The following is a 23,650-nucleotide window of genomic DNA, read 5'->3' on the forward strand; positions in this document are numbered from 1 at the left end:
CGGGGCGGGCGGCGCGCGCCGGGCGCACCTCGACCCGCCGGCGCCGACCCGCTACAGCTCCACCACGTCGGCGTAGACCAGCCGCGGCACCGTCCCGGGCTCCGGTCCCGGGCCGGGCGGATCGGTGTCGAGCAGCTCGTGCTCCTCGACCAGCACCCGCCAGGCGGACCCGGCCGGTCCCGGGGTCCCCGGCCTGCGCAGCCCCGGGACCCCCGCCGCGTCGCCGTCGGGCGTCCCGGCGTCCGGCGGCAGCGCCAGCGTGCCGGTCCACGTCCCCCGGAAGCCGCCGGACTCCTCCACCGCGACCGCGACCAGCACCGAGGCCGTCGTCGCCTCCCAGTCGAGGTCGCCGCCGCCCGCCGGCCGGCGCTGGACCGTCGCGCGGACGGTCCGCGACCGCAGCAGCCGCGCAGCCCGGGCCGCCGCGTCGCCGGTCGGGCTGTCGGCCGACAGCAGCTCCCCCGGCAGCTCCGTCACCGGCGGGTCCGGCCGCAGCCAGCTGACGACGCCGCTCAGCGTGACCTGCACGTGCCGCGGGTCCGGCCGCCCGACGGTGAGCGTCCGGGTCGGCAGCGGCTGGGTCCACGCGGTCAGCGCCACGGGCGACAGCGTGCAGCCGTCGATCGCGTCGGGCTGGTAACGGGCGACGGCGAGCCGGACGAACGGCCACAGCGCGGGCGTCTCCTGCAGCGCGACGTCGACGAACCACCGCTGCGAGCCCGCGTCGTACTCGGGCCGGTACCCGAGCACCCGCACGGCGGGGTGCCGGACCACGTCGCGGAGCGGCACCGCACCGGCGACCGCGACGGGGCTGCCGGGCTCGTCGGGCCAGCCGCGGTCCCGGCCGCCGGGCACCGCGCCACCGAGCGGCGGGCGGATGCCGGTCGACTCGGCCGCGGCGGTCTCCACCAGGTCCAGCACGAGCTGGTCGAGGGTCAGCAGCGGCGGGACGGTCGGGCTCGACGTGCCGCCGCCGCGGTGCTGCACCGGGTCGGCGGCCCACAGGCTGGTCGCGCCGTCGGGCGCCTGCTGCACCTTGGTCCGACGCTCGGCGGAGCCGTCCGGCGTCCGCACCCACTCCTCGGGGTCGAACACCAGCACGCCCAGCAGCTCGCCGTCGCCGGACGAGAACCAGGGCCGGGCCAGCCACACCCGGACGCCCGACCGGCGCACCTGCCGCCACGCGAACGGCTCGTCCGGCTCCGGTCCCGAGGCCCAGCGCAGCAGCGGCACCGTGTCGAGCACCGTCGGTGCGGCGGGCCGGGCGGACGACGGCACCGTCAGCGTGACGGGCTCCCCGGAGCCGGGGTCGTCCGGCACGTCGCCGGGCGGGAAGTACTCGGCGTACCGGGTCGTGCCGCTGGGCACGTAGGTGACCCGGCGGTGGTGGGTGTCCTCGAACGTCTGCAGCATCCGGTGGAACCCGAGGCCGCCGAACGCGTGCGCGAGCGCGCCCGAGGGCTGGAAGTCGTACAGGAACAGCACCCCGGTGTCCTGGCCCTCGCCGACGGGCGACCGGACGACGACGTCGGACCGGGTCACCTGCTGCGGCCCGGGCGTCGTCGGGTCGTCGACGGTCTCGGTCCACGTCGCCCGGACGAGGAGCGTGTCGGTGCTCGACCCGTGCACGTCCACCAGCCCGGTCAGCGCCACGACCGACCTGCCCGGCGGACGCAGGAACACGCCGAGGTCCCGCAGCTCGGGCGGCCGCACCGGGACGGGCACGGCGTGCACCAGCCGCACGTCGACGGACGGCGACAGCCACCACGTCCACCCCGACGACGCCGCGCGCATCAGCGCCGCCGCGGCGACGACCTCGTCGGTGGTGAACCCGTCGGCGGGGTCCGCGACGGAGGCGAGGTGCGAGCGCCACAGCCCGAAGTCGTCCAGGGCGGCGAGGTCGAGCGTGCTCGACACCGCGACCCGCACCTGCTCCCCCGGCGGCAGCGTCACGCGCACCTCGTGCCCCACGACCCGGGCGTCCAGCACCGCACCGCGCTCCAGCACGAGCCGCAGCGGCTGCGGCGAGGGCCACGTCCCCGGGTACGGCACGGCGACCGCCTGCAGCGCGCGGGGCTCCGTCAGCACGTGCGGGGCGCCGGCCCCGGTGAACACGAGCGCGACGCCCGTGGCGTACGGGTCCGGGAGGTACGGCAGGTGCAGGGCGTCGGTGTCGTGCACGACGTACTGCCCCTCGCCCAGCGGCCGGCCCCGGTCGGCGGCGACCTGCTCGAGCGTCGCGCGCCGGCCGGGGTCGGTGTCCGCGCCCGGCCGGTCGGCCAGCGCGATGCCGGGCTGGGGCTCGGTGCCCTGCGGGTCGGTGAGGCTGGGCCGGGCGAGGTCGAGCAGCGTGCCGCGCTCCGCGAGCGCCACCGCGTAGAGCCGCTGCACCTCCGCCGCGTCGCCCGTGCCGATCGCCGCGTCGAACCGCCCGGCGGCCTCGGCCTCCAGCTGGCTCGCCTTGGGTGGCACGAGGTGCCGCTCGGCGGTCGCCCGGTCGGTCTCGACGCCGCTGCGCACGACCAGGTGCGCCGGCTGCTCGCCCGTGCCGAGCGGGTGCCGGGGAACGACCGCGGGCGCGGGCACGGGCTCCCAGCGCAGGTACGGCCGCGGCGCGGTCACCACGGGCCGGTCGCCCCGCCGCAGCGTCTCCGGCAGCTCCAGGTCGTCCACCCGGGCCAGGTCGGCGAGCAGCTCCGGGTCGACCGCCAGCTGCGGCCGGACGCGCGCCGTGCCCCGCTGCGCGAGCACCCGGGCCGCCGCGGCGACGTCGTCGAACGCGCGCTGCGTCGCGGTCGTGCGCGCCGCGCGGGTGCCCGGCTCGGTGCCGGCCGCGCGGGCGATCAGGTCGTGCAGCGTCGCGTCCACGCGGGGGTCGCCGGACAGCAGCTCGGCCGGGACCGCGAGCCGGCGCGTCGGCCGGGGAGCCGTGGCGTCGAGCACCGCCGCGCGGGTGGCCGCCGCGACGCCCGACCGGTCCCGCTGCTCGGCCGCGGCCCGGAGCCGGCCCAGGTGCGCCCGGGCCGCGTCGACCGCCACCGGGTCGGGGTCGACGCGCGGGCGCCGCCGCGCGGGCGGCAGCTGCGGGACGGAGCCGCCCGCGAGGTCGACCGCCAGCACGCGGAAGGAGTACGACGTCCCGTACCGCAGCCGCGGCAGCGTGCCCGGCTCGACCCGCGACGTGACGCGGGCGCCGTCGCCCGGCGGGTCCGGCGGCGCGTCCAGCACCGCCTCGGTCGCGCCGTCGGGCCCCGGCGGCTCGACGTGCACGACCACCCGGCCGGGCCGCGGCGCGGACAGGCTCCAGCCGTCCCAGCCGGCGACGACCTCGTGCACGTAGTACCCGGTCGCGGCACCGGGCGGGCGGTTCAGCGCGGAGAGCTGGAGGAACCCCACGTCGGGCGCGTCGTCGAGCAGCACCGCCCCGGACGCGTCGGCGACCGTCACCCGGCGCCGGTGCAGGCTGTGCCACTGCCGGCTCGCGTCGTCCCAGACCTCCACGCGGATGCCGCGGACCAGGTCGTCCAGCAGCAGGTCGCCGGCGCCGCCCGCGAGCGCCTCCGCCTCCTGCACGCGCTCCCGGAGGCGGGCGGCGCGGTCCCGCCGGGCCAGCGCGAACCCCGTGGCCCGCAGCGTGCCGGGGGCCGAGGTCGCCGGGTCGCCGTTCGCCTCGCTCGCGTACTGCCGACCGAGGTCGCGGACGTGCTGGTCGAGCTTCAGCCCGGACGCGTCCGGGTCGGTGTCGAGCACCACCCACTCGTCGTCGCCGAGCGGCAGCGCCCCGCCGACCCACGCGGACGACGACCGCGCCGCGAGCACGGGCCCCTCGACCACGACGGCCGTGCGGCGCGGCGGCTGCACCTCCAGGTCGGGCACGTCCGCCGGCGGCGTCACCGTCACCGCGACCCACGTCGCCCCGGCCAGCGCGTCGCGCGCGCCGGCCGCGTCGAGGCCGTCCAGCACCACGTCCACCGCCAGCCCGAGCGGCCGGAGGAGCGCCGGCGTCGCACCGAACCCGGCGATCCGGGCGTGCACGTCGTGCTCCGGCGGCTCCGGCCGGGGCGTCGGCGGTGCGGCGGGGTCGGGCTCCGCGCGCGGCTCGGGCCCGGGCACCTCCGGGCGCTCGTAGTACCGGCGGACCGCGTGCGCGTCGGCCAGCAGCCGCAGCCGCGGGTCGCCGGGCGCGCCGGCCGCCGTCAGCGCGTCCAGCCGCTCCGTGACCCGGCGGTCGGCGTCCGGGTCGTCCAGCAGCACCTGCACGGGCGAGACCACGTCCGTGACCTCGGACCGGTACGGCGGCGGCGGGGGCAGCTCGCGGCCGTGCCCGCGCTCCGGGTCGGTCTCGTCCGGCTCGGTCAGCGGGCCGATCGTCGTCAGCGCGTCCTGCAGCCGCCGCGCCGGCAGCTGCAGCGCCCGGCGCGACCGGGCCGGCGCCTCGTCGAGCAGGCGGCGCAGCGGCCCGCCCCGGTCCAGGCCCGCGAGCGCCTCGAGCAGCCCGCCCGCCACGGGGTCGACGGCGACCCCCGGCCGCCGGGTGGGGGCGGCGGTCACCGCGGCCAGGTGCAGGTCGACGGCGTGGTCGCTGATCCGCGCGGCCGGCAGCGTGCGCCAGGCCTCCGCGGAGACGACCGGCTCGGGGAACGCGGCGACGGGCGTCGCCGGCGGCAGCAGCGCGGCCCAGGCGGCCGGGTCGGGCGCGGACACGACCCGCAGCGGCAGGTCGGTCCCCAGCGAGGTGGTCAGCGTGAGCGTGCAGCCGGCCAGCGTCGCGGGCCAGTCGACGGCGGCCGGGTAGTCCGCGAGGGTCGCGCCACCCGCGGTCAGCCGGTGCGTGAGGAACACGGTCAGGTGGCACGGGGCGTCGTCGGCGAGCGACCGCGGCAGGGCCGTCGCCAGGAGCGTCGTGGGCATCGGTCCGCGCCTCAGACCGGGGCGAACGCCGCGCAGTACGCGGCCCAGTCGGCGTTCGTCCCGTCCGCGGCGGGCGGCAGCACCTGGAGCATCGTCGGGTCCCCCTTCGAGCCGGCGAGCCGGCGCTCGACCGTGATCTCCACCGACGCGGAGAAGAACAGCACCTCGACCTCGACCACCAGAGAGGCGCGGCCGATCAGCTTGCCGGTCTCGAACTGGTAGGTCAGCGACAGCTCGAGCGTGATCGAGGCGCTGACCAGCCCGAGCACGTCGACCTCGCCGCGGATCCGGAAGTAGGCGGTCAGCAGGCCCTGGTCGGCCTCCAGCCGCAGGTACACGCCAACCGCGATCGACACCGAGCCCGACGCCACCCCGAGGTCGACCGACAGCGACGCGCACGCCTCCAGGCCGAGCTCGAGCAGCACCAGCCCCTTCGGCGCCGCCCGCAGCACCAGCCACCCGCCGCCGCCGACGGCCATGACCGTCAGCCGGAACGGGGCCTCCTTGCTGCAGAAGTGGAAGCCGACCGTCATCGCGTCGCCGAGGAACGGCACCCGGGCGTCCGCGCCGAGCGCGATGTTCTCCAGGCTGAACACGCCGACCGACACGTTGGGCAGCGCCAGGTCGAACCCGGCGGTGACGCCCTCGGGCGCCACGTCGACGAACGGCGGGTCGGCGAACCCGTCGAACGGGATGAGCTCGCGCAGCCGGTCCACGAACGACAGCGGGCCGAGGAACGCGATGCCGCCGAACACCACGTCGACCTCGGGCTTGCCCACGGACCCGGCGTGGAACCCGACCCGCCGGAACGTCAGCCGCATCAGCCCGCCGGACCCGTCACCGATCAGGTTGAGGTCGAACCCCTCGATCTCGGCCAGCACGTCCACCACGGGCGGGGCGCTCGCCGACGCGCGCACCTCGACGTCGACGTGCAGCGCGTGCGGGTCGTGCGGCCGGAAGACGTTCGCGGCGCCGCCGAGGCTCCACGGCCGGATCGCCGGTCGCCAGGCGAGCCGCGCGGTGACCTGCCCGGCGACGGCGCCCTCGAGCATCCGCGCCAGCCCGGCGGCGTCGGCCGCGAGCCCGGTCAGCGTGGTCAGCGCCTGCACCGGGACCGCGAGCGCCGACCGGACCGCCGCGGGGACGCCCGGCAGCCCGATCGCGTCGAGCAGCGGCTGCAGGTCGCCCGCGAGCGCCACCGCGGCGTCGCTGACCGCCTGCGGCTCGCCGGGCAGGCCGCGGACCGCCGCGACCAGCGCGTCGAGGTGGTCGCGCAGCGCCGCGGCGCGGGCGTCGAGCGCGTCCCGCGCCTGCTGCGCCACCGCCTGCGCGCCGCCGTGCGCGGCGGCGGTCACCTCGCGGGTCAGCCGCGCCTGGGCCTCGTCCAGCGCCGCCCGCAGCCGCTGCGCCTCGGTGAGCAGCCGCGTCACGGCGTCGAGCGCGTCGGAGACGAAGGCCGGCGCCTCGTCCAGCACGCCGACGGGCTCCAGCAGCTCCAGCAGGTCGAAGAGCCCGAACAGCTTCGGCAGCGCGCCGGACAGGAACGACGCCGGGTCGAAGACACCCGTGTCGAGCGGGGACGGCCCGGTCCCCGGGTCCCCGACGGCGCCCAGCGCGCGGGACACCCCGCGGACCGCGAGGTTCGGCGCGACGAACCCGCCGGAGCGGTCCGACCCGGTGCTGAAGTCGATCGCCGGCGGTGCGCCGGTGACCGACAGCAGCAGCTCGCCGGCGTTGCGCGCACCGGGCTCGGGCGGGTGCGCGGGCAGCCCGTCCGCGAGGTACGTGGGCGACAGCACCAGGTCGACGGCCGGCGCCTGCGGCGCGAGGTGCCGCATCGCCGGGACGACCGCCCGGAGCGCGGTGAGGAACGGCCGGGAGGTCGCCTCCCGCTCGTCGATCTCCCCGTCGAAGAGGACGTGCGCGACCTCGACGGAGGTGTCGCCCGCGCGCACCGACGGCGCGACCGCGAGCGTCTGGCCGCGCCCCTGGATCTGCCGGACGGGGCGGTACAGCGCCGACGCCTGGTCCGCGCCGAGCACCACCGTCCGCCCGCGCCGCCGCCCGACCTGGACGAACAGCAGCGGTGCCGGCCAGGTCCGCACCTGCCCGCCCCGGTCGACCGTCGTCAGGGTGAACGGGTACGGCACGCCGTCGCGCGTCGGGACGAACGGCTGCCCCTCCTCCGACGGCTGGTCGATGTCCGGCGTCACCAGCGGGCTGATGGTGACCTGCCCGTACGGGTTGTCCCGCTCGCGTGGCGGGTACGTGCGGGTGGGCTGCCGCAGCACGATGAACCACCGCTGCCACAGGTACGCGACCGGGGCGTCCCGGTGCCGCACCTCGCGCTCGGTGATCTTGACCAGGAAACACCGGTGGCCGAACGGGAACAGCATCCCCGGGTACGCCACCCGCACGTACGCGTCGCGGCCCATGAAGGCCTGGTGGCGGTACCCGACGACGTTCCCCTCGTCCCAGGTCTGCTGCCAGTCGAACCAGGCGCCGAGGGCCGACAGCTCCAGGCGGGTCACCACCAGCGGGGTGCCGGCGTTCGCCGGGTCGCCACCGTGCGTCTGGTCGACGACCGCGGTGCGGTCGCCCGGGGTGAGCGGCTGCGGGAACGGCGGCGGCGGGGCGCCCACGTCGCGGGTCCACAGGGCGCGGACGGTGCGCTGCGCCGGGTCGCCCGGTGCCCCGTCGTCCTGCGGCCGGACCGTGAGGTGCGTGCGCCACAGCTCGGCGCGGTCCGGCGGCCCCACGGGTGCGGCGCTGTGCCGGAAGGTCGCGCGGTCGCTGGGCGAGACGACCAGCCGGTACGGCGCCTCGACGGCGGTCTCGAGCTCGGCAGGCGGCGCGGGGTCGCGGCGCTCGGCCGCCGCCTCCCCCGTGGGGGTCGCGCCGGGGGCCACCCGCAGCCGCAGCCCCGGCAGCGCGGCGAGCACGTCCTGCAGCGTCCAGCGGATCCGGGTGCCCTCGGGGACGGCGTAGACCAGCCGCGACGGCCCGGCCGCCACGTGCGCCGACGGCCCCGGCGGTACGGGCGGGGGCGTCGGCGCGGGCGGCGGGGGCGGCGCGCCGGACTGCCGGACCTGCTCGCCCAGGTGCTGCGGCGGCAGGTGCACCACCAACGACGCGTCCGGGCCCGCGACCAGGTCCGCCCCGCCGTCGGTCGGCTCGATCGTGCAGCCGGGCGCCTCCAGGCGCAGGTCGACCAGGTCGCGCGGGCGCAGCAGCCGGACGTCGACCGGCGGTCGCTCGTCCCGCGGGACGTCGGCGGGCTGCTCCATCGCGGCACCGTTCCCCGAGGCCGCGGACGGCCCGATATGTCCGGATTAACCCTTCCGGGTGATCATGCTCCTGCCGAGGGGCTCCTGTCGATCAGCCGATCCGCGGCAGCACCTGGTCCGCGTGCAGCACGTCCCGGAACGGGTCGCCGCGCTCCGCGACCCGGTCCAGCACTGTGCGGATCGTGAACGCGTCCGGCCGGAGCCACGGCTCGTCGAGCTCGTCCCACGTGATCGGCGCGGACACCGGGGCACCCGGGCGGGCCCGCGGGCTGTACGGCGCGACCAGGGTCTTGTTGATCGCGTTCTGCGTGTAGTCCAGCCGCGCCTGCCCCCCGCGCGCCTTGACCTCCCACTTCCAGCTCACCAGGTCCGGCACGACGGCACCGACGGTGCGCGACACCTTCTCGACCCAGGCCCGCGTCTCGTCGAACGACGGTCCGGGCGCGATCGGGATCCACACCTGGATGCCGCGCCGGCCGGTCACCTTCGGCACCGCCCGCACGCCGAGGTGCGCGAACGCGTCGCGGTGCAGCCGGGCCAGGAGCAGCACGTCCTCCCACGTCGTCGAGGGCCCCGGGTCCAGGTCCACCAGCGCGTACGTCGGCCGGCGCGGCGCCTCGGTGCGGGACGTCCAGGCGTGCCACTCCAGCGCGCCGAAGTTCGCCGCCCACACCAGCGCGGCCGGCTCGTCCGCCACCAGGTACGTCGCGGTCTCCCCCGGGTCGGCCTCCGGGTTCCGCCAGCGCGGCAGCCAGTCCGGCGCGTGGTCGGGCAGCTCCTTGTGCCAGAACCCCGCGGTGCCGGCGCCCTGCGGGTACCGGTGCATGTTCAGCGCCCTGCCCCGCAGGTACGGGAGGGCGACCGGTGCGATCCGCGCGGCGTACCGCAGCAGCTCGCGCTTGGTCACCGGCTCCTCGCCCTCGCGCGCGGGGAACAGCACCTTGTCCAGGTTCGTCACCTTCAGCCGCCGGCCGTGCACCTCCCAGGTGCCGCCCTTCGGGCCCAGGTCGTCCAGCGCCGCGAGCTCGTCGTCCGTCGGCGGCGCGACCTCCGGCGCGCGCAGGTCCACCGACGCCTCCGCCGCCGGCAGGTCCGAGCGCCACAGCCGGTCGGGATCGGCCTTCACCTCGTCGTTCGTGCGGCCGCTCACCACGGAGCGCGGGTGGTCCTCGGCGTCCCAGCCGGCGACGGCGTGCTCGTCGTGCTTGTGCACGAGCAGCCACTGCTCCTTGCCGGCGGGGTCGGGCTCGCCGCGGCGGACCAGCACGAGCCGGCCGCGGAGCTTCTCGCCCAGCACGTCCGCGTGCAGCTCGCCCGCCGCGATGGTGGCCGCGGGGTCGTCCGTGCCGTGCGGCTCCCACGTGCCGCGGTCCCACACGATGACGTCGCCGCCGCCGTACTCACCGGCCGGGATGACGCCCTCGAAGTCCTCGTACTCGAGCGGGTGGTCCTCGACGTGCACCGCCATCCGCCGGACGTCCGGGTCGAGGGTCGGGCCCCGCGGCACCGCCCAGGACACCAGCACGCCGTCGACCTCGAACCGCAGGTCGTAGTGCAGCCGCCGCGCCCGGTGCCGCTGGACGACGAACCGGCGCGGCCCGCCGGGCGCGGGGGCGGGGTCGGCACCCGCGGGCTCGGCGGTGCGGTCGAAGTCGCGCATCGACCGGTACGTCTCGAGGCCGCGCGCGTCGCGCTCACGCCCGCGTCCGCCCTGCCGCCGTTGCACCACTCGTGCCCACCTCCGGTCTCTCCCGCATCGGGTCCAGCGTGGCGGACGCGCGGCGCACGTGCCGTCCGGAGCGTCACTGGGCGAAAGCACGCTCCCACGCGGCGCGCACGACCGCGGCGGCGGTCTGCGGGTCGATCGTCAGCACCGTCTGATGCGCGAGGTCTCGCTGCCACACCGGCTCCGACGGCGGCGGGGCGAACACCCAGCCGCCGGGCGCCGACCCGAAGGGTCCGAACCGGCGGAACACCTCGGCGGCGCGCCCGTCGACCAGCCCGACCTCGGCCAGCTGCGCGAGATCCCAGAGGTCGCGGGACGCGCGCCGGTCGATCCACGCGGCGAGCTTCGCGGCGGCGAACGCGGGGGCGGTGAGCGTCCGCAGCAGGGTGGGAGGCACGTCCGAGTAGCGCTGCTCGATCGGCGTCACCTCTGTCGGCCACGCGTACCCGTCCCCTGCGAGCAGCTGGACCCGGATGCTCGCCCCCGAGGGGACGGACAGCACGCTGGTCCCGGGACCTGTGACGTCCGCGAGGGCGGGCTCCCATCGCGGCCGCCCGTGGGTGCGCCGGAGCGCACGGTCCACCGTATCGGTCACGGAGTCGGCCACCGCCGCGCGGGACCCCCGTGCGATCAGGTCGATGTCCTCGCTCAGGCGACCGTGCGGCAGAAGCGTCCGCGACAGCGCGGTCCCGCCGAAGAACACGAGGTCGTCCGTCGGGACGGACGCGAGAGCGGCGAGCACGTGCGAGATCAGGTGGTCGCGCTCGACCTGCACCTGGTCGGCACCGAACCGTTCGGCGACCGCTCCGAGCTCCTCCGCCACCGTCATCGCACGGCCCGCTGGATCCGTGCCAGGGTCGCGACCGACCGCGTGCGCCGCGCGAGGTGCTCGAGCTCCTCCTCGTCCGCACGCGGCCACAGCGCGCGCAGCACCTCCCGGGTCTCCGGCTCGTCGCTCCCCGGGCGGGCCAGGTCCAGCAGCGTCTGCTCCGGCGTCGTCACCAGCACGGCGCCGAGATCCAGCAGGACACGCTCGGCGGCGAGGTCGTCGACCGCGCGGCGCACGAACCGCACGTCCGCCGGCCGGTCGGCCAGGCGGACGGGGCGCCGCGCCGTGGTGACCGAGACCCAGGCCGTGCTCAGCGCCCGCGGCAGGGCGTGGTGGACCCGGGCGGCGGACAGCCCCGTCAGCACCGGCTCCGACGCCTGGGCGGGTGTCCGGGCGACGGCCACGGCAGCCGCCTCCAGGGACGGCCGCCACGAGGTGGGGTCCGCGTCGGGGGGCACGAGGCAGTACGTCCCGTGCGCCAGACGGTGCACCACCCCCCGCCGAGCGAGGTCCCGCAGCCCGGCGCGCGGGTTGACGTAGTGCGCGGTCAGGTCCGCCGGGTGGACCGTGCGCGACGGTGCGCGCGCGATCGTCCTGAGTACGTCCATCGGTCCTCCCTGCCGCTCATGCTGTGCTCATAGTAGTGAGCAGCACTACTTTCAGCACAGAGGAATCGTCCGCCATGTTCCTGAGGCACCTAGGACTTTGGTCCCTCATCCCGGCGTGGCGCTTTCCGATGGGTCGGGGGACCGGTGCGCAGGGGGCGCCCCGGACCGCATCTCGGAGGACCGTCCCGTGACCACCAGCACCACCACCAGCCGCCCGTCGCTCCTGTCCTGGGTCCGGGACCGCGGGGTGAGCACCCGGATCCTCGCGGCCGTCCTGCTCGCCGCGGTCGTCGGCGCCGTCGTCGGGACCGTCGGCATCGCCTCGCTCGCGAGCACGAACGCCGCGACCACCGCGATGTACGAGCGCAACTTCGCCGGGCTGCAGCACGCCGCGACCCTGCGCCGCACGATGGTGCAGATGCGCCTGGACGTCACCAACCACGCCCTGTCCACCGACGACGCCACCATGACCCGCATGGAGGACAAGGTGGCCGCCAGCGAGGCCGAGCTGCGCGAGGCGCTGACCGCGTACGCCGCGCTGCCGCACGGGACGACGACGGCGCAGGCGCTCGCCGACTTCGAGGCCGCCCTGGCCCAGTACGTCACCATCCGCGACGGCCAGCTGCTCGTCGCGAGCCGCGCGCACGACGTCGCGACGTTCGCCCAGGTCCGGGACGACGTGGCGCAGCCCGTCATCGACGCGATGTCGACGGCCGTCACCACGCTCGTCGACTCCGAGGAGGCGGCCGGCGCGGCCGCGGCCGCCCGGGCCGCCGCGGACTACCGCGCGAGCCGGACGACCATGCTCGTGGTCCTGGTCACCGGGACGCTGCTCGCGCTCGGCCTCGGCGCGGTGGTCGCGCGGTCGATCGTCCGCGGCCTGCAGCGGGTGCGGGCGCTCGCCGACGCGCTCGAGCAGGGCGACCTCACGGTCACCGCCGGCCTGACCAGCCGCGACGAGGTCGGCCGGATGGGCGCCGCCCTCGACTCGGCGGTCGGCACCCTGCGCGGCGTCATCGCCACGATCGACGCGTCCTCGTCCTCCCTGGCCTCCGCCGCCGAGCAGATGTCCGCCAGCAGCGGGCAGATCGCGGCGTCCGCCGAGGAGACCGCCGCCCAGGCCGGCGTCGTCTCCGCCGCGGCCGAGCAGGTGTCGCGCAACGTGCAGACCGTCGCCACCGGCTCCGAGCAGATGGGCGCCTCGATCCAGGAGATCGCGCAGAGCGCCTCGCGGGCCGCCGAGGTGGCCGGCCGGGGCGTGTCCGCCGTCGGCGCGACCACCGCGACGATGGACCGGCTGGACGAGTCCAGCAAGGAGATCGGCAACGTCGTCCAGCTCATCACCTCCATCGCCGGCCAGACCAACCTGCTCGCGCTCAACGCGACCATCGAGGCGGCCCGTGCGGGCGAGGCGGGCAAGGGCTTCGCGGTGGTCGCCGGGGAGGTCAAGGAGCTCGCGCAGGAGACCGCCCGCGCCACCGAGGACATCGCGCGGCGCGTCGAGTCCATCCAGGCCGACACCGCCGGCGCCGTGACCGCGATCGAGGAGATCAGCGGCATCATCACGCAGATCAACGACTTCCAGCTGTCGATCGCCGGTGCCGTCGAGGAGCAGACCGCGACCACGTCCGAGATGAACCGCGGCGTCGCCGAGGCCGCCACCGGCTCCGGGGAGATCGCGGCGAACATCGCCGGGGTGGCCGGTGCCGCGGACCTGACCACGCAGGGCGTCGCGGAGTCGCGGAGCGCCGTCGCCTCGCTCGCCGAGATGTCGACCGGGCTGCGCCAGCTCGTGGGGCAGTTCCGGGTCTGACGGGCCAGGGCTACGGTCGGTGGGGATGGACCTCACCGACGAGCTCGTCGCGGCACGCGCCGCGCACGCCCGGGGCGACTGGGAGACCGCCTACGGGACGCTGTCGCGGGCGCGGGCGGTCGCCGAGCTCGGACCGGCCGACCTCGCCCTGCTCGGCGGTGCCGCGTGGTGGGTCGGCCGGGCGCAGGAGTCGCTGGCGGCGACCGAGGCCGCGTTCCGGCGGCTGGAGGACGACGGGGACGCGGCCGGTGCGGCCGGCCGCGCGCTCGACCTCGCGCTGGTCTGGTTCACCCGCGGCGACCTGGTGGTGACCTCCGGCTGGCTGAGCCGCGCGCGCCGGCTGCTCGCGGGGCTGCCGCCGAGCCCGGCGCACGGGCACCTGGTCTACCTGGACGGCTCGCTCGCCCTGTTCCGGCGGGACCTGCCGCCCGTCCGCCGCGCGGCCGACGACCTCGCGGAGCTCGCGCGGCGCCTTCGGGACCCGGCGCTCGGCTCCCTCGGGCTGGTGCTCGCGGGGCTGGTGGACCTGCGGCTCGGCAGGACCGCCGACGGGTTCGCCCAGCTGGACGAGGCGATGCTCCCCGTGCTCGCCGGCAGGCTGCCGCCGGAGTGGGCGGGCGAGGTCTACTGCACCGTGATCCACGCCTGCCACGAGCTGCGGGACCTGGAGCGGATGCGGGCGTGGACCCGCGCCACCGAGCAGTGGTGCGAGCAGTTCCGCGGCGAGGTGGTGTTCTCCGGCATCTGCCGGGTGCACCGGCTGCAGCTGCAGTGCACCGAGGGCGGCTGGGCCGACGCGGAGCAGGGCATCGAGCGCAGCGGCGCCGACCTGGAGGGGCGCAACGACTGGGTGGCGGGCGAGGCGTTCTACGAGCTCGGCGAGATCCGGCGGCTGCGCGGCGACCGCGACGGCGCGCGGGCCGCCTACGCGCGGGCGCGGGCGCTGGGCACCGAGCCGCAGCCGGGCGAGTCCCTGCTCCGGCACGCGGGCGGGGACCCGGCCGGCGCCTGGTCCGGGCTGTCCGGCGCGCTGGCCGGCCGGGACCGGCTCGCCTGCGCCCGGGTGCTCGCCGCGGGCGTCCCCGTCGCGCTCGCGCTCGGCCTGGTCGACGAGGCCGAGCGCTGGTCGGGGAGGCTGCAGGAGATCGCCGCCGACTTCGACACCGCGGGGTTCCGCGGCTGGGCGGCGCAGGCGCGCGGCGCCGTCGAGATCGCGCGGGGGCGGTACGGCGACGCGATCACGTCCCTGGAGGCCGCGGCCGGCGAGTACCGCGGCCTGCACTGCCGCTACGAGACCGCGCAGGTGCACGAGCTCCTCGCCGAGGCCCACCGCGGGGCCGGCCGGGCCGACGTCGCCGCCGCGGAGCGGGCGACCGCCCTCGTGGTCTACGCCGAGCTCGGCGCGCTGCCGGACGTGCGCCGGCTCGACGACACCGGGCTGCCCGGCGGCCTGACCGACCGCGAGGGCGAGGTGCTGGGCCGGGTGGCCGCTGGCCTGAGCAACCGCGAGGTCGCGCGCGAGCTCGTGATCAGCGAGAAGACCGTGAGCCGGCACCTGGCCAACATCTTCACCAAGCTCGGCGTGTCCTCGCGGACGGGCGCCGCGGCCTGGGCCCACGATCACGGGCTGCGCACGCCCGGCTGACCGCGTGCACCACCCGCCCCATCCCCGCCCGCGCGATCTGCACGCAACGCCCGACGCGGCGGGCCGGACCGCGCTCCTAGCGTCGACGGCATCCGGCGCACCGCCGGGCACCCGGGGAGCGGACGGACATGGCACTCGACCTCGCGGTCGTCGCGGGCAGCGTCTCGACGGTGGTCTTCGCCGGCAGCATGCTGCCGATGGTGACGAAGGCCGTGCGGACGCGCGACCTCGCGTCGTACAGCGTGCCGAGTCTGCTGCTGAGCAACGCGGGCAACGTCGTGCACTCCGTGTACGTGCTCAGCCTGCCCGCGGGCCCGATCTGGGCGCTGCACACGTTCTACCTGGTGGTCACGGCGCTCATGCTGGCGCTGGCCCTGCGGCAGCGGCGCACCGGGGTGCACCGTCTGCCCCACCCCCGCCCGGACGAGACGCACGATCTGCCCGATGTGGCGACGGGGGCGCCGTTCCTAGCGTCGGAGCACGCCGGCCACCCGGGCCCGGCAGGACCGGAGGACGACCATGACGACGACCACCACCACCCCGCTCGACGACCCGACCGCGCTGTCCGCGTCTGAGGCGGCCGCGGCGCAGGCCTTCGGCGGGCGGATGCTCGGCGTGCTGAACGACGCGGCCGTCGCGCTGCTGACCAGCACCGGCCACCAGACGGGCCTGTTCGCCACGATGGCCCACCTGCCGGCGGCGAGCAGCGCGCAGATCGCGGACGCCGGCGACCTCGACGAGCGGTACGTCCGCGAGTGGCTCGGCGGGATGACCACCGCCGGCATCGTCCGGTACGACCCGGCAGCGGGGACGTACGTGCTGCCGCGGGAGCACGCCGCGGTGCTCACGCCGGCGGCCGGGCCCGACAACCTCGCCGTGCTCATGCAGCACGTGGCGATGATGGGCGAGGTCGAGCAGGCCACCATCGAGCGGTTCCGGCACGGCGGCGGGCTGTCCTACGCGGACTACCCGCACTTCCACCGCAACATGGCGGAGACGAGCGCCGCCGTGCACGACGCCGCGCTGGTCGACGGCGTGCTGCCGCTGGTGCCGGGGCTCCCCGACGCCCTGCGCGCGGGCGCCGACGTGGCGGACGTCGGCTGCGGGCGCGGGCACGCCGTCAACCTCATGGCGCGCGCGTTCCCGGCCAGCAGGTTCACCGGCTACGACTTCTCGACGGCGGCGGTCGACGCCGCGCGCGCTGAGGCCGCCGCGCTGGGCCTCGCCAACGCGACGTTCGAGGTGCGGGACGTGGCGTCGCTGGACGTGACCGGGGCCTACGACCTGGTGACGGCGTTCGACGCGGTGCACGACCAGGCCGAGCCGGCGACCGTGCTGGCGCAGGTACGGCGTGCCCTGCGGCCCGGCGGCACGTTCCTCATGGTCGACATCCAGGCGTCGAGCCACGTCGAGCAGAACCTCGCGCTGCCGTGGGCCGGCTACCTGTACGCGATCTCGACCTACCACTGCATGAGCGTCTCGCTCGGGCTGGGCGGTGCCGGGCTCGGGACCGTCTGGGGGGTGGAGCGGGCGGCGGCGATGCTCGCCGAGGCCGGCTTCGACGACGTGCAGCAGCGGCAGGTGTCGGCGGACCCGTTCAACGCGTACTTCGTGGCGCGGCGACGCTGACGGAGCCGGATCCGGAGCCGGGGCCGGGGTGCGGGGCGGGGCGTCAGGTCGCGAGCGCGAGGTACTGGTGCGCGAACGCGATGGCCATGCCGCCCTCCCCCACCCCGGCTGCCACCCGCTTCACCGAGCCCGACCGCACGTCTCCGGCCGCGAACACCCCGGGCGCGGTGGTCTCGAGCGCGAACGGGTCCCGCGGGTGCGGCCAGGCCCCGGAGTCGCGGGCGTGCGGGCCGGTGAGCACGTAGCCGTTCCGGTCGCGCGCGACCTCCGCCGGCAGCCAGTCGGTCCGGGCGTCCGCCCCGATCATGACGAACAGCACCGCCGTGTCCCGCCGCGTCACCTCCCCGGTGCGGCGGTCGGCGACGTCGATCTGCTCGAGCTCCTCCGTGCCGTGCAGGCCCACCACCTCGGACCGCGTCTCCACGGTGATCCGCGGGTTCACCGCGATCTGGTCGACCAGGTACTGCGACATGCTCGCCGCCGGCGACTCCCCGCGGACCACGAGGGTCACCGCGCGCGCGTGCCGGGAGAAGAAGATCGCCGCCTGGCCGGCGGAGTTGCCCGCGCCGATGATGGCGACGTCCGCGCCGTGCGCCAGGCCCGCGTCGCTGCGTGCGGCGCCGTAGTAGACGCCCGAGCCGACGAGCCGGTCGATCTCGGGGACCGCGAGGTGCCGCCACTCGACCCCGGACGTCAGCAGGACCACCGGCGCGGTGATCGTCGTCCCGCCGTCCAGCGTCACCGTGCGCGCGGCCGGGTCCAGGTGCTCGATCGCGCGGGTCACCACGATCTCGGCGCCGAGCCGCCGGGCCTGCCGCAGAGCCTTGCTGGCCAGCTCGTCGCCCGAGACCCCGAACGGGAAGCCGGTGTAGTTCTCGATCCGCGTGGACGTCCCCGCCTGGCCACCGGGCGCGAACCGCTCGACCACCAGGGTGCGCAGCCCCTCGGCCGCACCGTTCACCGCGGCGGTCAGCCCGGTCGGCCCGCCGCCGACCACCACGACGTCGTACGCCGCCCTGGCCGGCTCCACGGCGAGGCCACCGGCCACGGCGACCTCCCGCACCGTGGGGTCGACCAGCCGCGTGCCGTCCACGAGCCGCACCTCCGGCGGCCGGTCGCGCACCGCGCCGCCGTCCTCGGCCGCGAAGGCGACCCGGTTGCGCGTCAGGAACGTCCGCAGCGTGTGCACCCGCGGGTCGACCGCCGACCCCACCACCGTCAGACCCGGGACCGCCGGCTCGGCCGCGATCTCGCGCAGGCCGGCGATCCGGCCCTGCGCCAGCGCCCCGACCTGGGCGGCGACCTGCGGCGCGGTGGCGGCGAGCGCGAAGAACGTCCCGACGTCCATCCGCAGCACCCGCGAGGGCTCGACCGCGGCGCAACTGGCCGGCAGGTTCATGCTGAGCATGACCGGGACCTCGCCGTAGAGCTCGCCCGGCCCGCGCGGGCCGATCACCCGCTCGGTGCCGTTCACCTCCTTGGTGAGCTCGACCAGGCCGTCGACGACGACGAACAGCGCGCGCTCGTCCCCCTCGTGCGCGACGAACTCGCCGGGCAGCAGGGACACGTCCTCGACGGAGCGGGCCACGAAGTCGAGCTGGTGGGGCGTCAGGTCGGCGAACAGCGGGATCCGGGACAGCTCGGCGGCGGTGATCACTCGGCACCCCTTCGTCGGTGACGTCGAGGCGATCCTAGGGCCGTTAAACCGGTCAAAAGGGGTGAAACAGCCCGGGATCGCCCGCCGCCTCACCGCAGCCAGCGCCGGAGCTTCGCCCCCTTCGCCCCGCGCCAGGCGTCCGCCACGGCGTCCTCCGCCGCCCGCCCGCGCGCCTCCTCCTGCGCGTGCAGCCGGCCGTACAGGAACGCCACGTCCGTGCTCGACGCGTGCCGGGCGAGGTCGCGCAGCCGCCGGCGGGCCACGACGGAGTCCTGGTGCTCGCCCAGCACCTCCTGCAGGTCCTCCATGGCCCGGGCGTACCGGGCGGCGTGCTTGCCGAGCACGCTGCGCACCGCCTCGCCCGCGTACCGCGCGCTCTTCGCGGACTTGCGGGCGGCGTGCAGCGCCTCGTCCCGCCGGCGCCCCGGCGGCATCCGACGGGCGCGCTCCAGCCGCCGCCGGACCCGCGCGTCCCGCTTCGCGACCCGTTCCGGCAGGAGCTTCCGCGCACGGCCGCCCGCCCTGCCGGTGAACGGCGGCGCGCTCACGAGGGCGTGCAGGTCCTGCAGCAGCCGGTGGTACCGGTCGGAGTCCAGCTGGGCCCGCACCGCGTCGAGCGTCTCCCGCGCCGCCCGCCCGAGGTCGGAGTCCGCCTCGGCCGCCGCCGAGAGCGCCACGTCGTCGGGGTCCTGGTCCTCGGCGCCCGCGCGGACGCGGCCCCGCAGCACCTCGGCGTCCCGCGCGGTCCCCAGCTCGTGCGCCAGCCAGCCGAGCTCGTCGCGCAGCGGCCGGGCGACGGCCGGGTCGAACAGCGGACCGAAGGTCTTCAGCGCGTTGCGCAGCCGCCGCGCCGCCACCCGCGCCCGGTGCACCGCGTCGGGCTCCCCGAGCCGGATCCGCAGGTCCTGCTCCCGCAGCTGCGCGTCCTGCGCGACGAGGTAGGCGAGCACCACGTCGCCCGCGGACGACGACGCGGCGAGCCCGGCCGACGCGTCCGGGACCGCCACGTCGTGGCCGAGCACCCGCGCCAGCTTCGACCGGGACCGCGCCGGCTTCACGCCGAGCGCGCGCAGCCGGTCCTCGACGGCGTCCAGCAGCTCCTCGCCGCCGTCGACCAGCTCCACCTCGATCTCCCGCCACGTGCCGGCCGCGCCGGTCGCATCCCCCGAGCCGCCGACAGGGCGGACCCGCCGGGCCGTCACCCGGTCGTCCACGACCTCCAGCAGCACCCGGCCCGACGCGTCGACCAGCCGGCGCACCGTCCGTGCCGTCCGCACCTCGGCGACCGGCCGGAGCGTCGCGCCCCGGGTCACCGCGCGCACGGTCCCCCGCAGCTCGGCCGGCACCGTGCGGACGGCCCGGCCCGCCGGCACCCGCACCTCCGACCGGGTGTCGGTCCCCGCGGGGACCTTGAGGTGCCAGCCCGCGTCGTCCCCGCCGGTCCGCCGGCGCAGCGTCAGCCCCGCGGCGGCGAGCCGCAGGTCGTCGGTGTCGAAGTACGTCGCCGCCAGCTCCACCTCCTGCTCGGCGGCGGTCGCGGGCGCGGCACCGTCGGGCAGCACCGCCGTCCCCGCCAGCAGCTCGGTCAGCGGGGGCAGCGCGACCTCCGACCCCGCCGCGTACTTGCGCTCGACCTCGCGGTGCGTGTCAGCCATGTGCTCGTTCCTACCGGAGCCGTGCCGGCCCGGCCAGCGCTGCGGCAGGGCGACGGCAGGTGGACCCGGTCCGGCCGGTCACGCGGATACCGGCCGGGCCGCCTCGCCCGCCTCGCCCGCCGGGGCCGGCGCGGGCCGGAAGCCCCGGATCGTCAGCCAGAGGCCGAGCGACAGCTCCCACACGAAGATCGGCACCACGGCGACGGCGGACAGGACCGACAGCTGGGTGTTCACGCCGAACAGCGTCGCCACGTCCGACGCCAGCAGCAGCGGCGCCCCGACCAGCCCCGCGAGCGGGATCAGCCGCGGCACGAGCCCCGACCGGAGCAGGAGGGACCCGAGGAGCAGCGCGTTCACCGCCGCCATCACGCCGGGGCCCAGCAGGAACGTCCAGTCGCGGACCGCCACGAGGCCCTGCGCGACGGCGACGAGGGCGGCGTCGTCCGAGCCCGGCGCCGGCTCCTGGCGCAGCGTCACCACGGCGAGCAGGCTCACGACGCCGACCAGGATCACGGCCGCCTCGAGCGTCCGCGAGGCGACGAACCCGAGCGCGAGGTGCTCCCCCCACCGCTTGACGACCCCGAACAGCACGACCGCCGTGCCGACGCACGCCAGCGCGTTGACCAGGTCGAGCAGCGCGCCCGCCACGACCCGGGTGTCCGAGCCGGGCCCGAGCACGTAGGCGGGGTCGTCGAGGACCGGACCCAGCAGGGGCAGCGCCGGGATCGAGCTGGCGAAGGTCAGGAGGTACAGCGCCCCCGCGAGAGCGGCGGTGCGACGGGCCGGGGCGGACGGCCCGCGGGGCGGGGGCCGGCTCTTATACACAACTGGCGCTGGCGACGGCCCCCTACGCGGGGATCGATGGGGGGGCCGCGTCCCCTTAATCAACAACCCATATACCCGGACATCCGACCCCCGCCCAGGTGCGTGCCCCGGACGGTAGGAGCCGAGGTGGTGAGGCCGCCTCACCCGACCTGGTGATCCCGCGGGTGAGCCGGGCGGGTCGGGGGACGGGTCGGGGGCGGGTCAGCGAGGACGCGGGTCGTCGCGCAGCAGTCCCAGCTCGCCGGCGCGCCGAACCGCCGCACGACGGCCGTGCACGCCGAGCTTCGCGTAGATGCTCTTGGTGTGCGTGCGCACGGTGTTGACCGACACGACCAGGTGCCGGGCGATCTCCGGCCCGTCCAGGTCGGTCCCGAGCAGCCGGAGGACGTCCCGCTCGCGCGCGCTCAGCGGGGGCACGGGGACGCCGCCGCGCCGGGGCACCTCGGGCACCTCGGGCACCTCGGGCACAGCGGCCGCACCCGGCACCTCCGGCACAGCGGGGCGCACCGGCGTCCCGGTCGCCGCCCGCGCGGGCCGGCGGCCGGCGACGTCCGCCAGTGTCACGGCCCACGGGGCCGGGTCCTCCCCCGCCGCCAGCTCCCGGAGCAGCGCCGCGACCGCGGGGCCCTCGTCGGCGACCAGCCGCACGTGCCCGAGCGGTCCCGCCGTCCGGACGGCGCGGTCGAGCACCGCGAGCGCCGCAGCACGGTCGCCCCGCGCCTGGTGCACGAGGGACCGGAGGACCAGCCCCTCGATCACCGTCCCGGTGCGACCGCCCGCCTCGGCGGCTGCCAGGACCCGGGCGAGGAGCCGGTCCGCGCCGGCCAGCGGCTCGGCAGCGGCGGGGTCCGCACGGTGCTCGGCGAGCAGCACGCGGACCAGCGTCAGGTGCTCGTGCTCCCGCAGGTGCTGCGGCTCGTCGTCCACGGTGAGGCCGCGCTCCCGGACCCACCGCCGGGCGGGGTCGAGCATGCCGGCGCGCGCCTGCAGGCCGGCCCGGACTGCCGCGACGGGTCGCACGTCCGGGAAGAAGTCGGGCACGTACACGCGCTCGGCCTCGTCGAGCTCCGCCACGGCGCCCGGCACGTCCCCGTCCGTGGCCCGCAGCAGCGCGGTCACCACGTGCCGGCGGTGGCGGTTCTGCGGCAGCCCGGCCTGCTCGCCGAGCGCGGCGGCGGCGTCCAGGTGCGCGCGCGCCGTCGCCGGCTCGTCGCGCTCCCGGAGCACCGCCGCGAGCGCGACGTGCATGTCCGCGGTCCCGCGCAGCGCCGGCCGGGCGGTGCCGGCAGCCGCCAGCGCCTGCGCGTAGCCGTCGGCGGCGTCCGCGAGGCGACCCTGCGCCACCCGGATGTCGCCGAGCGCGAGCAGCGCCCCGTAGGTGTCGGCCCGGTGCCCCGCGCGGTCGAGCGCGTCCAGCGACGTGGACCACCAGCCCTCCGCAGCCGCGAGGTCGCCGCGGCTCCACGCCACCAGACCCAGCAGGCCGCTCGCCGCACCGCGCCCCAGGTGCTCGTCCGGCCCCACCAGGTCCAGCGCGCGCAGGGCGTGCCCCTCGGCGGCCGCGTCGTCACCGGCCGCCCGCGCGGCCGCGGCCCGGAAGATCGCCGCCTGCGCCAGCACGGCCGACGCCTCGGGCGCCGGCGGGCCGGTGCCGGCCGACGCGGCCACCCCGCGCTCGACGTGCCCGAGCAGCTCACCGACCCCCGCCGGCCGGCCTTCCGCCAGCAGCGCGCCGGCGTACCCCAGGGCGAGCGCGGGCCGGGCACCCACGACCTCGGGCGGCAGGGCGTCGAACCACCGGCGCAGCGTCGAGTCCTGCCGCTCCCGCCGCATCGCCGGCACGGCCCGCTCCACCAGCTCGGCCGCGCGGGCGAGGTCGCCCGCCGCCAGCGCGTGGTCGACCGCGTCCGGGAGGTCCCCGTGCTGCTCGTGCCACGCACCGGCGCGCCGGTGCAGCCCGGGCGCGGTCCCCGGTTCCTCGCGGTCCAGGCGCCCGGCCAGCACCTCGGCGAAGAGGTGGTGGTACCGGAACCACCGTCGCTCCTCGTCCAGCGGGACGAGGAGCAGGTCCGCGCGGTGCAGGTCGTCGAGGGTCGCCGCGCCGCCGTCCTGCCCGGTGACCGCGTCGCACAGCGACCCCGTCAGGCGGCCCAGCACGCTGGTGCGCAGCAGGAAGGTCCGCAGGTGCGCCGGCTGCCGGGCCAGCACCTCCGCCACCAGGTAGTCGGCGAGGTGCCCGTCGGCGCCCGCGGACCCCGCGAGGACCCGCGCGACACCGCGCCCGTCGCGGACCGCGAGCGTCACGAGCTGCAGCGCGGCGGCCCACCCCTCGGTGCGCTCCGCCAGCACGGCGAGCTCCGCCGCGTCCAGGTCCAGCCCGGCGGCGGCGGCGTAGGACGCGGTCTCCGCGGCCGTGAACCGCAGGTCCGCGACGCGGACCTCGGCGAGCTGCCCGCGGGCCCGCAGGAGCGGGAGCGGCAGCGCGGGGGCGGTGCGTCCGGCGACGACCAGCCGGACCTGCGGCGGCAGGTGGTCGACCAGGAACGCCATGCCCTCGAGCACGGGCTGAGCGGTGAGGACGTGGTAGTCGTCGAGCACGAGGGTCAGGTCGTGCGTCAGCCGGTCCAGGTCGTTGAGCAGCGTCGTCAGCACCGTCTCGACCGGCTCGCCGCCCGCCAGCGCCGCCTCCGCCCCGGTCGTCGCCGCCGGCTCGACCCTCGCGACCGCCGCGAGCAGGTAGCGCCAGAGCACGCCGGGGTCGTCGTCCCGGGCGTCGAGCGACAGCCAGGCGACGCGCCCGCCGCTGGTCGCCGCCCACTCGGTGAGCAGCGTGGTCTTGCCGAAGCCGGCCGGCGCGGACACCACCGTGAGCGTCGCGTCCGCCGCCCGGGCGAGCCGGTCGAGCAGCCGCGGGCGCTCGACGCGACCGGTCCGGCGCACGGGTACCCGCGTCTTGCTGGTGAGCAGCGGCCCCACCCGGTGTCCCCCGTCCTGACCTGCTCCGGCCCCTCGTCCGACCGGTCGCGCCGGCCGGGCGAGGGCATGTGTACCACGGCCGGCCCCCG

13 protein-coding genes are annotated in these 23,650 nt (G+C 77.3%); 4 read left to right on the top strand and 9 right to left on the bottom strand.

Annotation, left to right across the window (positions count from 1 at the left end):
- Nucleotides 1-51: 51 nt before the first annotated feature.
- From ACWPWW_RS06510 to ACWPWW_RS06530, 5 genes are all read right to left on the bottom strand, one after another.
- Entirely contained in the window at nt 52-4,911 is a 4,860-nt protein-coding gene (locus ACWPWW_RS06510) for a hypothetical protein (RefSeq protein WP_454049523.1), read from the bottom strand.
- An 11-nt stretch (nt 4,912-4,922) separates the two neighbouring features.
- A complete protein-coding gene (locus ACWPWW_RS06515) occupies nt 4,923-8,198 on the bottom strand; it encodes a hypothetical protein (RefSeq protein WP_454049524.1) in 3,276 nt (1,091 codons plus the stop codon).
- A 91-nt stretch (nt 8,199-8,289) separates the two neighbouring features.
- Nucleotides 8,290-10,017: a non-homologous end-joining DNA ligase LigD gene (gene ligD, locus ACWPWW_RS06520; protein ID WP_454049525.1), complete on the bottom strand. Its 1,728-nt coding sequence runs from the start codon at nt 10,015-10,017 to the stop codon at nt 8,290-8,292.
- Entirely contained in the window at nt 10,001-10,753 is a 753-nt protein-coding gene (locus ACWPWW_RS06525; RefSeq protein ID WP_454049526.1) for a nucleotidyl transferase AbiEii/AbiGii toxin family protein, read from the bottom strand. Before ACWPWW_RS06525 ends, ligD begins: the two co-directional genes overlap by 17 nt.
- The gene (locus tag ACWPWW_RS06530; protein ID WP_454049527.1) at nt 10,750-11,361 is read right to left on the bottom strand and encodes a type IV toxin-antitoxin system AbiEi family antitoxin domain-containing protein; all 612 of its coding nucleotides are present in this window, start codon (nt 11,359-11,361) and stop codon (nt 10,750-10,752) included. Before ACWPWW_RS06530 ends, ACWPWW_RS06525 begins: the two co-directional genes overlap by 4 nt.
- 187 nt (nt 11,362-11,548) lie before the next feature.
- On the opposite strand from ACWPWW_RS06530, the gene ACWPWW_RS06535 reads away from it, so the two are divergent.
- The 4 genes from ACWPWW_RS06535 (at nt 11,549) to ACWPWW_RS06550 (ending at nt 16,448) form a co-directional block, all read left to right on the top strand.
- Nucleotides 11,549-13,174, top strand: a complete 1,626-nt coding sequence (locus ACWPWW_RS06535; RefSeq protein ID WP_454049528.1) for a methyl-accepting chemotaxis protein — start codon at nt 11,549-11,551, stop codon at nt 13,172-13,174.
- Between the two features lie 25 nt (nt 13,175-13,199).
- A complete protein-coding gene (locus tag ACWPWW_RS06540; protein ID WP_454049529.1) occupies nt 13,200-14,819 on the top strand; it encodes a LuxR C-terminal-related transcriptional regulator in 1,620 nt (539 codons plus the stop codon).
- 128 nt (nt 14,820-14,947) lie between these two features.
- Complete coding sequence (locus ACWPWW_RS06545; RefSeq protein ID WP_454049530.1) at nt 14,948-15,394, top strand: hypothetical protein; 447 nt, start codon at nt 14,948-14,950, stop codon at nt 15,392-15,394.
- Nucleotides 15,339-16,448 carry a class I SAM-dependent methyltransferase gene (locus ACWPWW_RS06550; protein ID WP_454049531.1) on the top strand — a complete coding sequence of 370 codons (1,110 nt, stop codon included), beginning with the start codon at nt 15,339-15,341 and terminating at the stop codon, nt 16,446-16,448. Before ACWPWW_RS06545 ends, ACWPWW_RS06550 begins: the two co-directional genes overlap by 56 nt.
- 43 nt (nt 16,449-16,491) lie before the next feature.
- Here the strand turns inward: ACWPWW_RS06550 and ACWPWW_RS06555 are convergent, their stop codons facing one another.
- The 4 genes from ACWPWW_RS06555 to ACWPWW_RS06570 form a co-directional block, all read right to left on the bottom strand.
- Nucleotides 16,492-18,105, bottom strand: a complete 1,614-nt coding sequence (locus ACWPWW_RS06555; RefSeq protein WP_454049532.1) for an FAD-dependent oxidoreductase — start codon at nt 18,103-18,105, stop codon at nt 16,492-16,494.
- An 89-nt stretch (nt 18,106-18,194) separates the two neighbouring features.
- Nucleotides 18,195-19,760 carry a CYTH and CHAD domain-containing protein gene (locus ACWPWW_RS06560; RefSeq protein WP_454049533.1) on the bottom strand — a complete coding sequence of 522 codons (1,566 nt, stop codon included), beginning with the start codon at nt 19,758-19,760 and terminating at the stop codon, nt 18,195-18,197.
- A gap of 78 nt (nt 19,761-19,838) precedes the next feature.
- Nucleotides 19,839-20,585, bottom strand: coding sequence for a DUF4386 domain-containing protein (locus tag ACWPWW_RS06565; RefSeq protein WP_454049534.1), 747 nt, complete (start codon nt 20,583-20,585; stop codon nt 19,839-19,841).
- Between the two features lie 201 nt (nt 20,586-20,786).
- A complete protein-coding gene (locus ACWPWW_RS06570) occupies nt 20,787-23,525 on the bottom strand; it encodes a LuxR C-terminal-related transcriptional regulator (protein WP_454049535.1) in 2,739 nt (912 codons plus the stop codon).
- Nucleotides 23,526-23,650: the final 125 nt, after the last annotated feature.

It is taken from the genome of Cellulomonas sp. Marseille-Q8402, from assembly GCF_965119525.1.

Excerpts from the sequence above, each read along its gene's own strand:
- ACWPWW_RS06540 (WP_454049529.1), top strand. The coding sequence starts at position 13,200 with ATGGACCTCACCGACGAGCTCGTCGCGGCACGCGCCGCGCACGCCCGG.
- ACWPWW_RS06515 (WP_454049524.1), bottom strand. The coding sequence starts at position 8,198 with ATGGAGCAGCCCGCCGACGTCCCGCGGGACGAGCGACCGCCGGTCGAC.
- ACWPWW_RS06545 (WP_454049530.1), top strand. The coding sequence starts at position 14,948 with ATGGCACTCGACCTCGCGGTCGTCGCGGGCAGCGTCTCGACGGTGGTC.
- ACWPWW_RS06550 (WP_454049531.1), top strand. The coding sequence starts at position 15,339 with ATGACGACGACCACCACCACCCCGCTCGACGACCCGACCGCGCTGTCC.
- ACWPWW_RS06525 (WP_454049526.1), bottom strand. The coding sequence starts at position 10,753 with ATGACGGTGGCGGAGGAGCTCGGAGCGGTCGCCGAACGGTTCGGTGCC.
- ACWPWW_RS06560 (WP_454049533.1), bottom strand. The coding sequence starts at position 19,760 with ATGGCTGACACGCACCGCGAGGTCGAGCGCAAGTACGCGGCGGGGTCG.
- ACWPWW_RS06530 (WP_454049527.1), bottom strand. The coding sequence starts at position 11,361 with ATGGACGTACTCAGGACGATCGCGCGCGCACCGTCGCGCACGGTCCAC.
- ACWPWW_RS06510 (WP_454049523.1), bottom strand. The coding sequence starts at position 4,911 with ATGCCCACGACGCTCCTGGCGACGGCCCTGCCGCGGTCGCTCGCCGAC.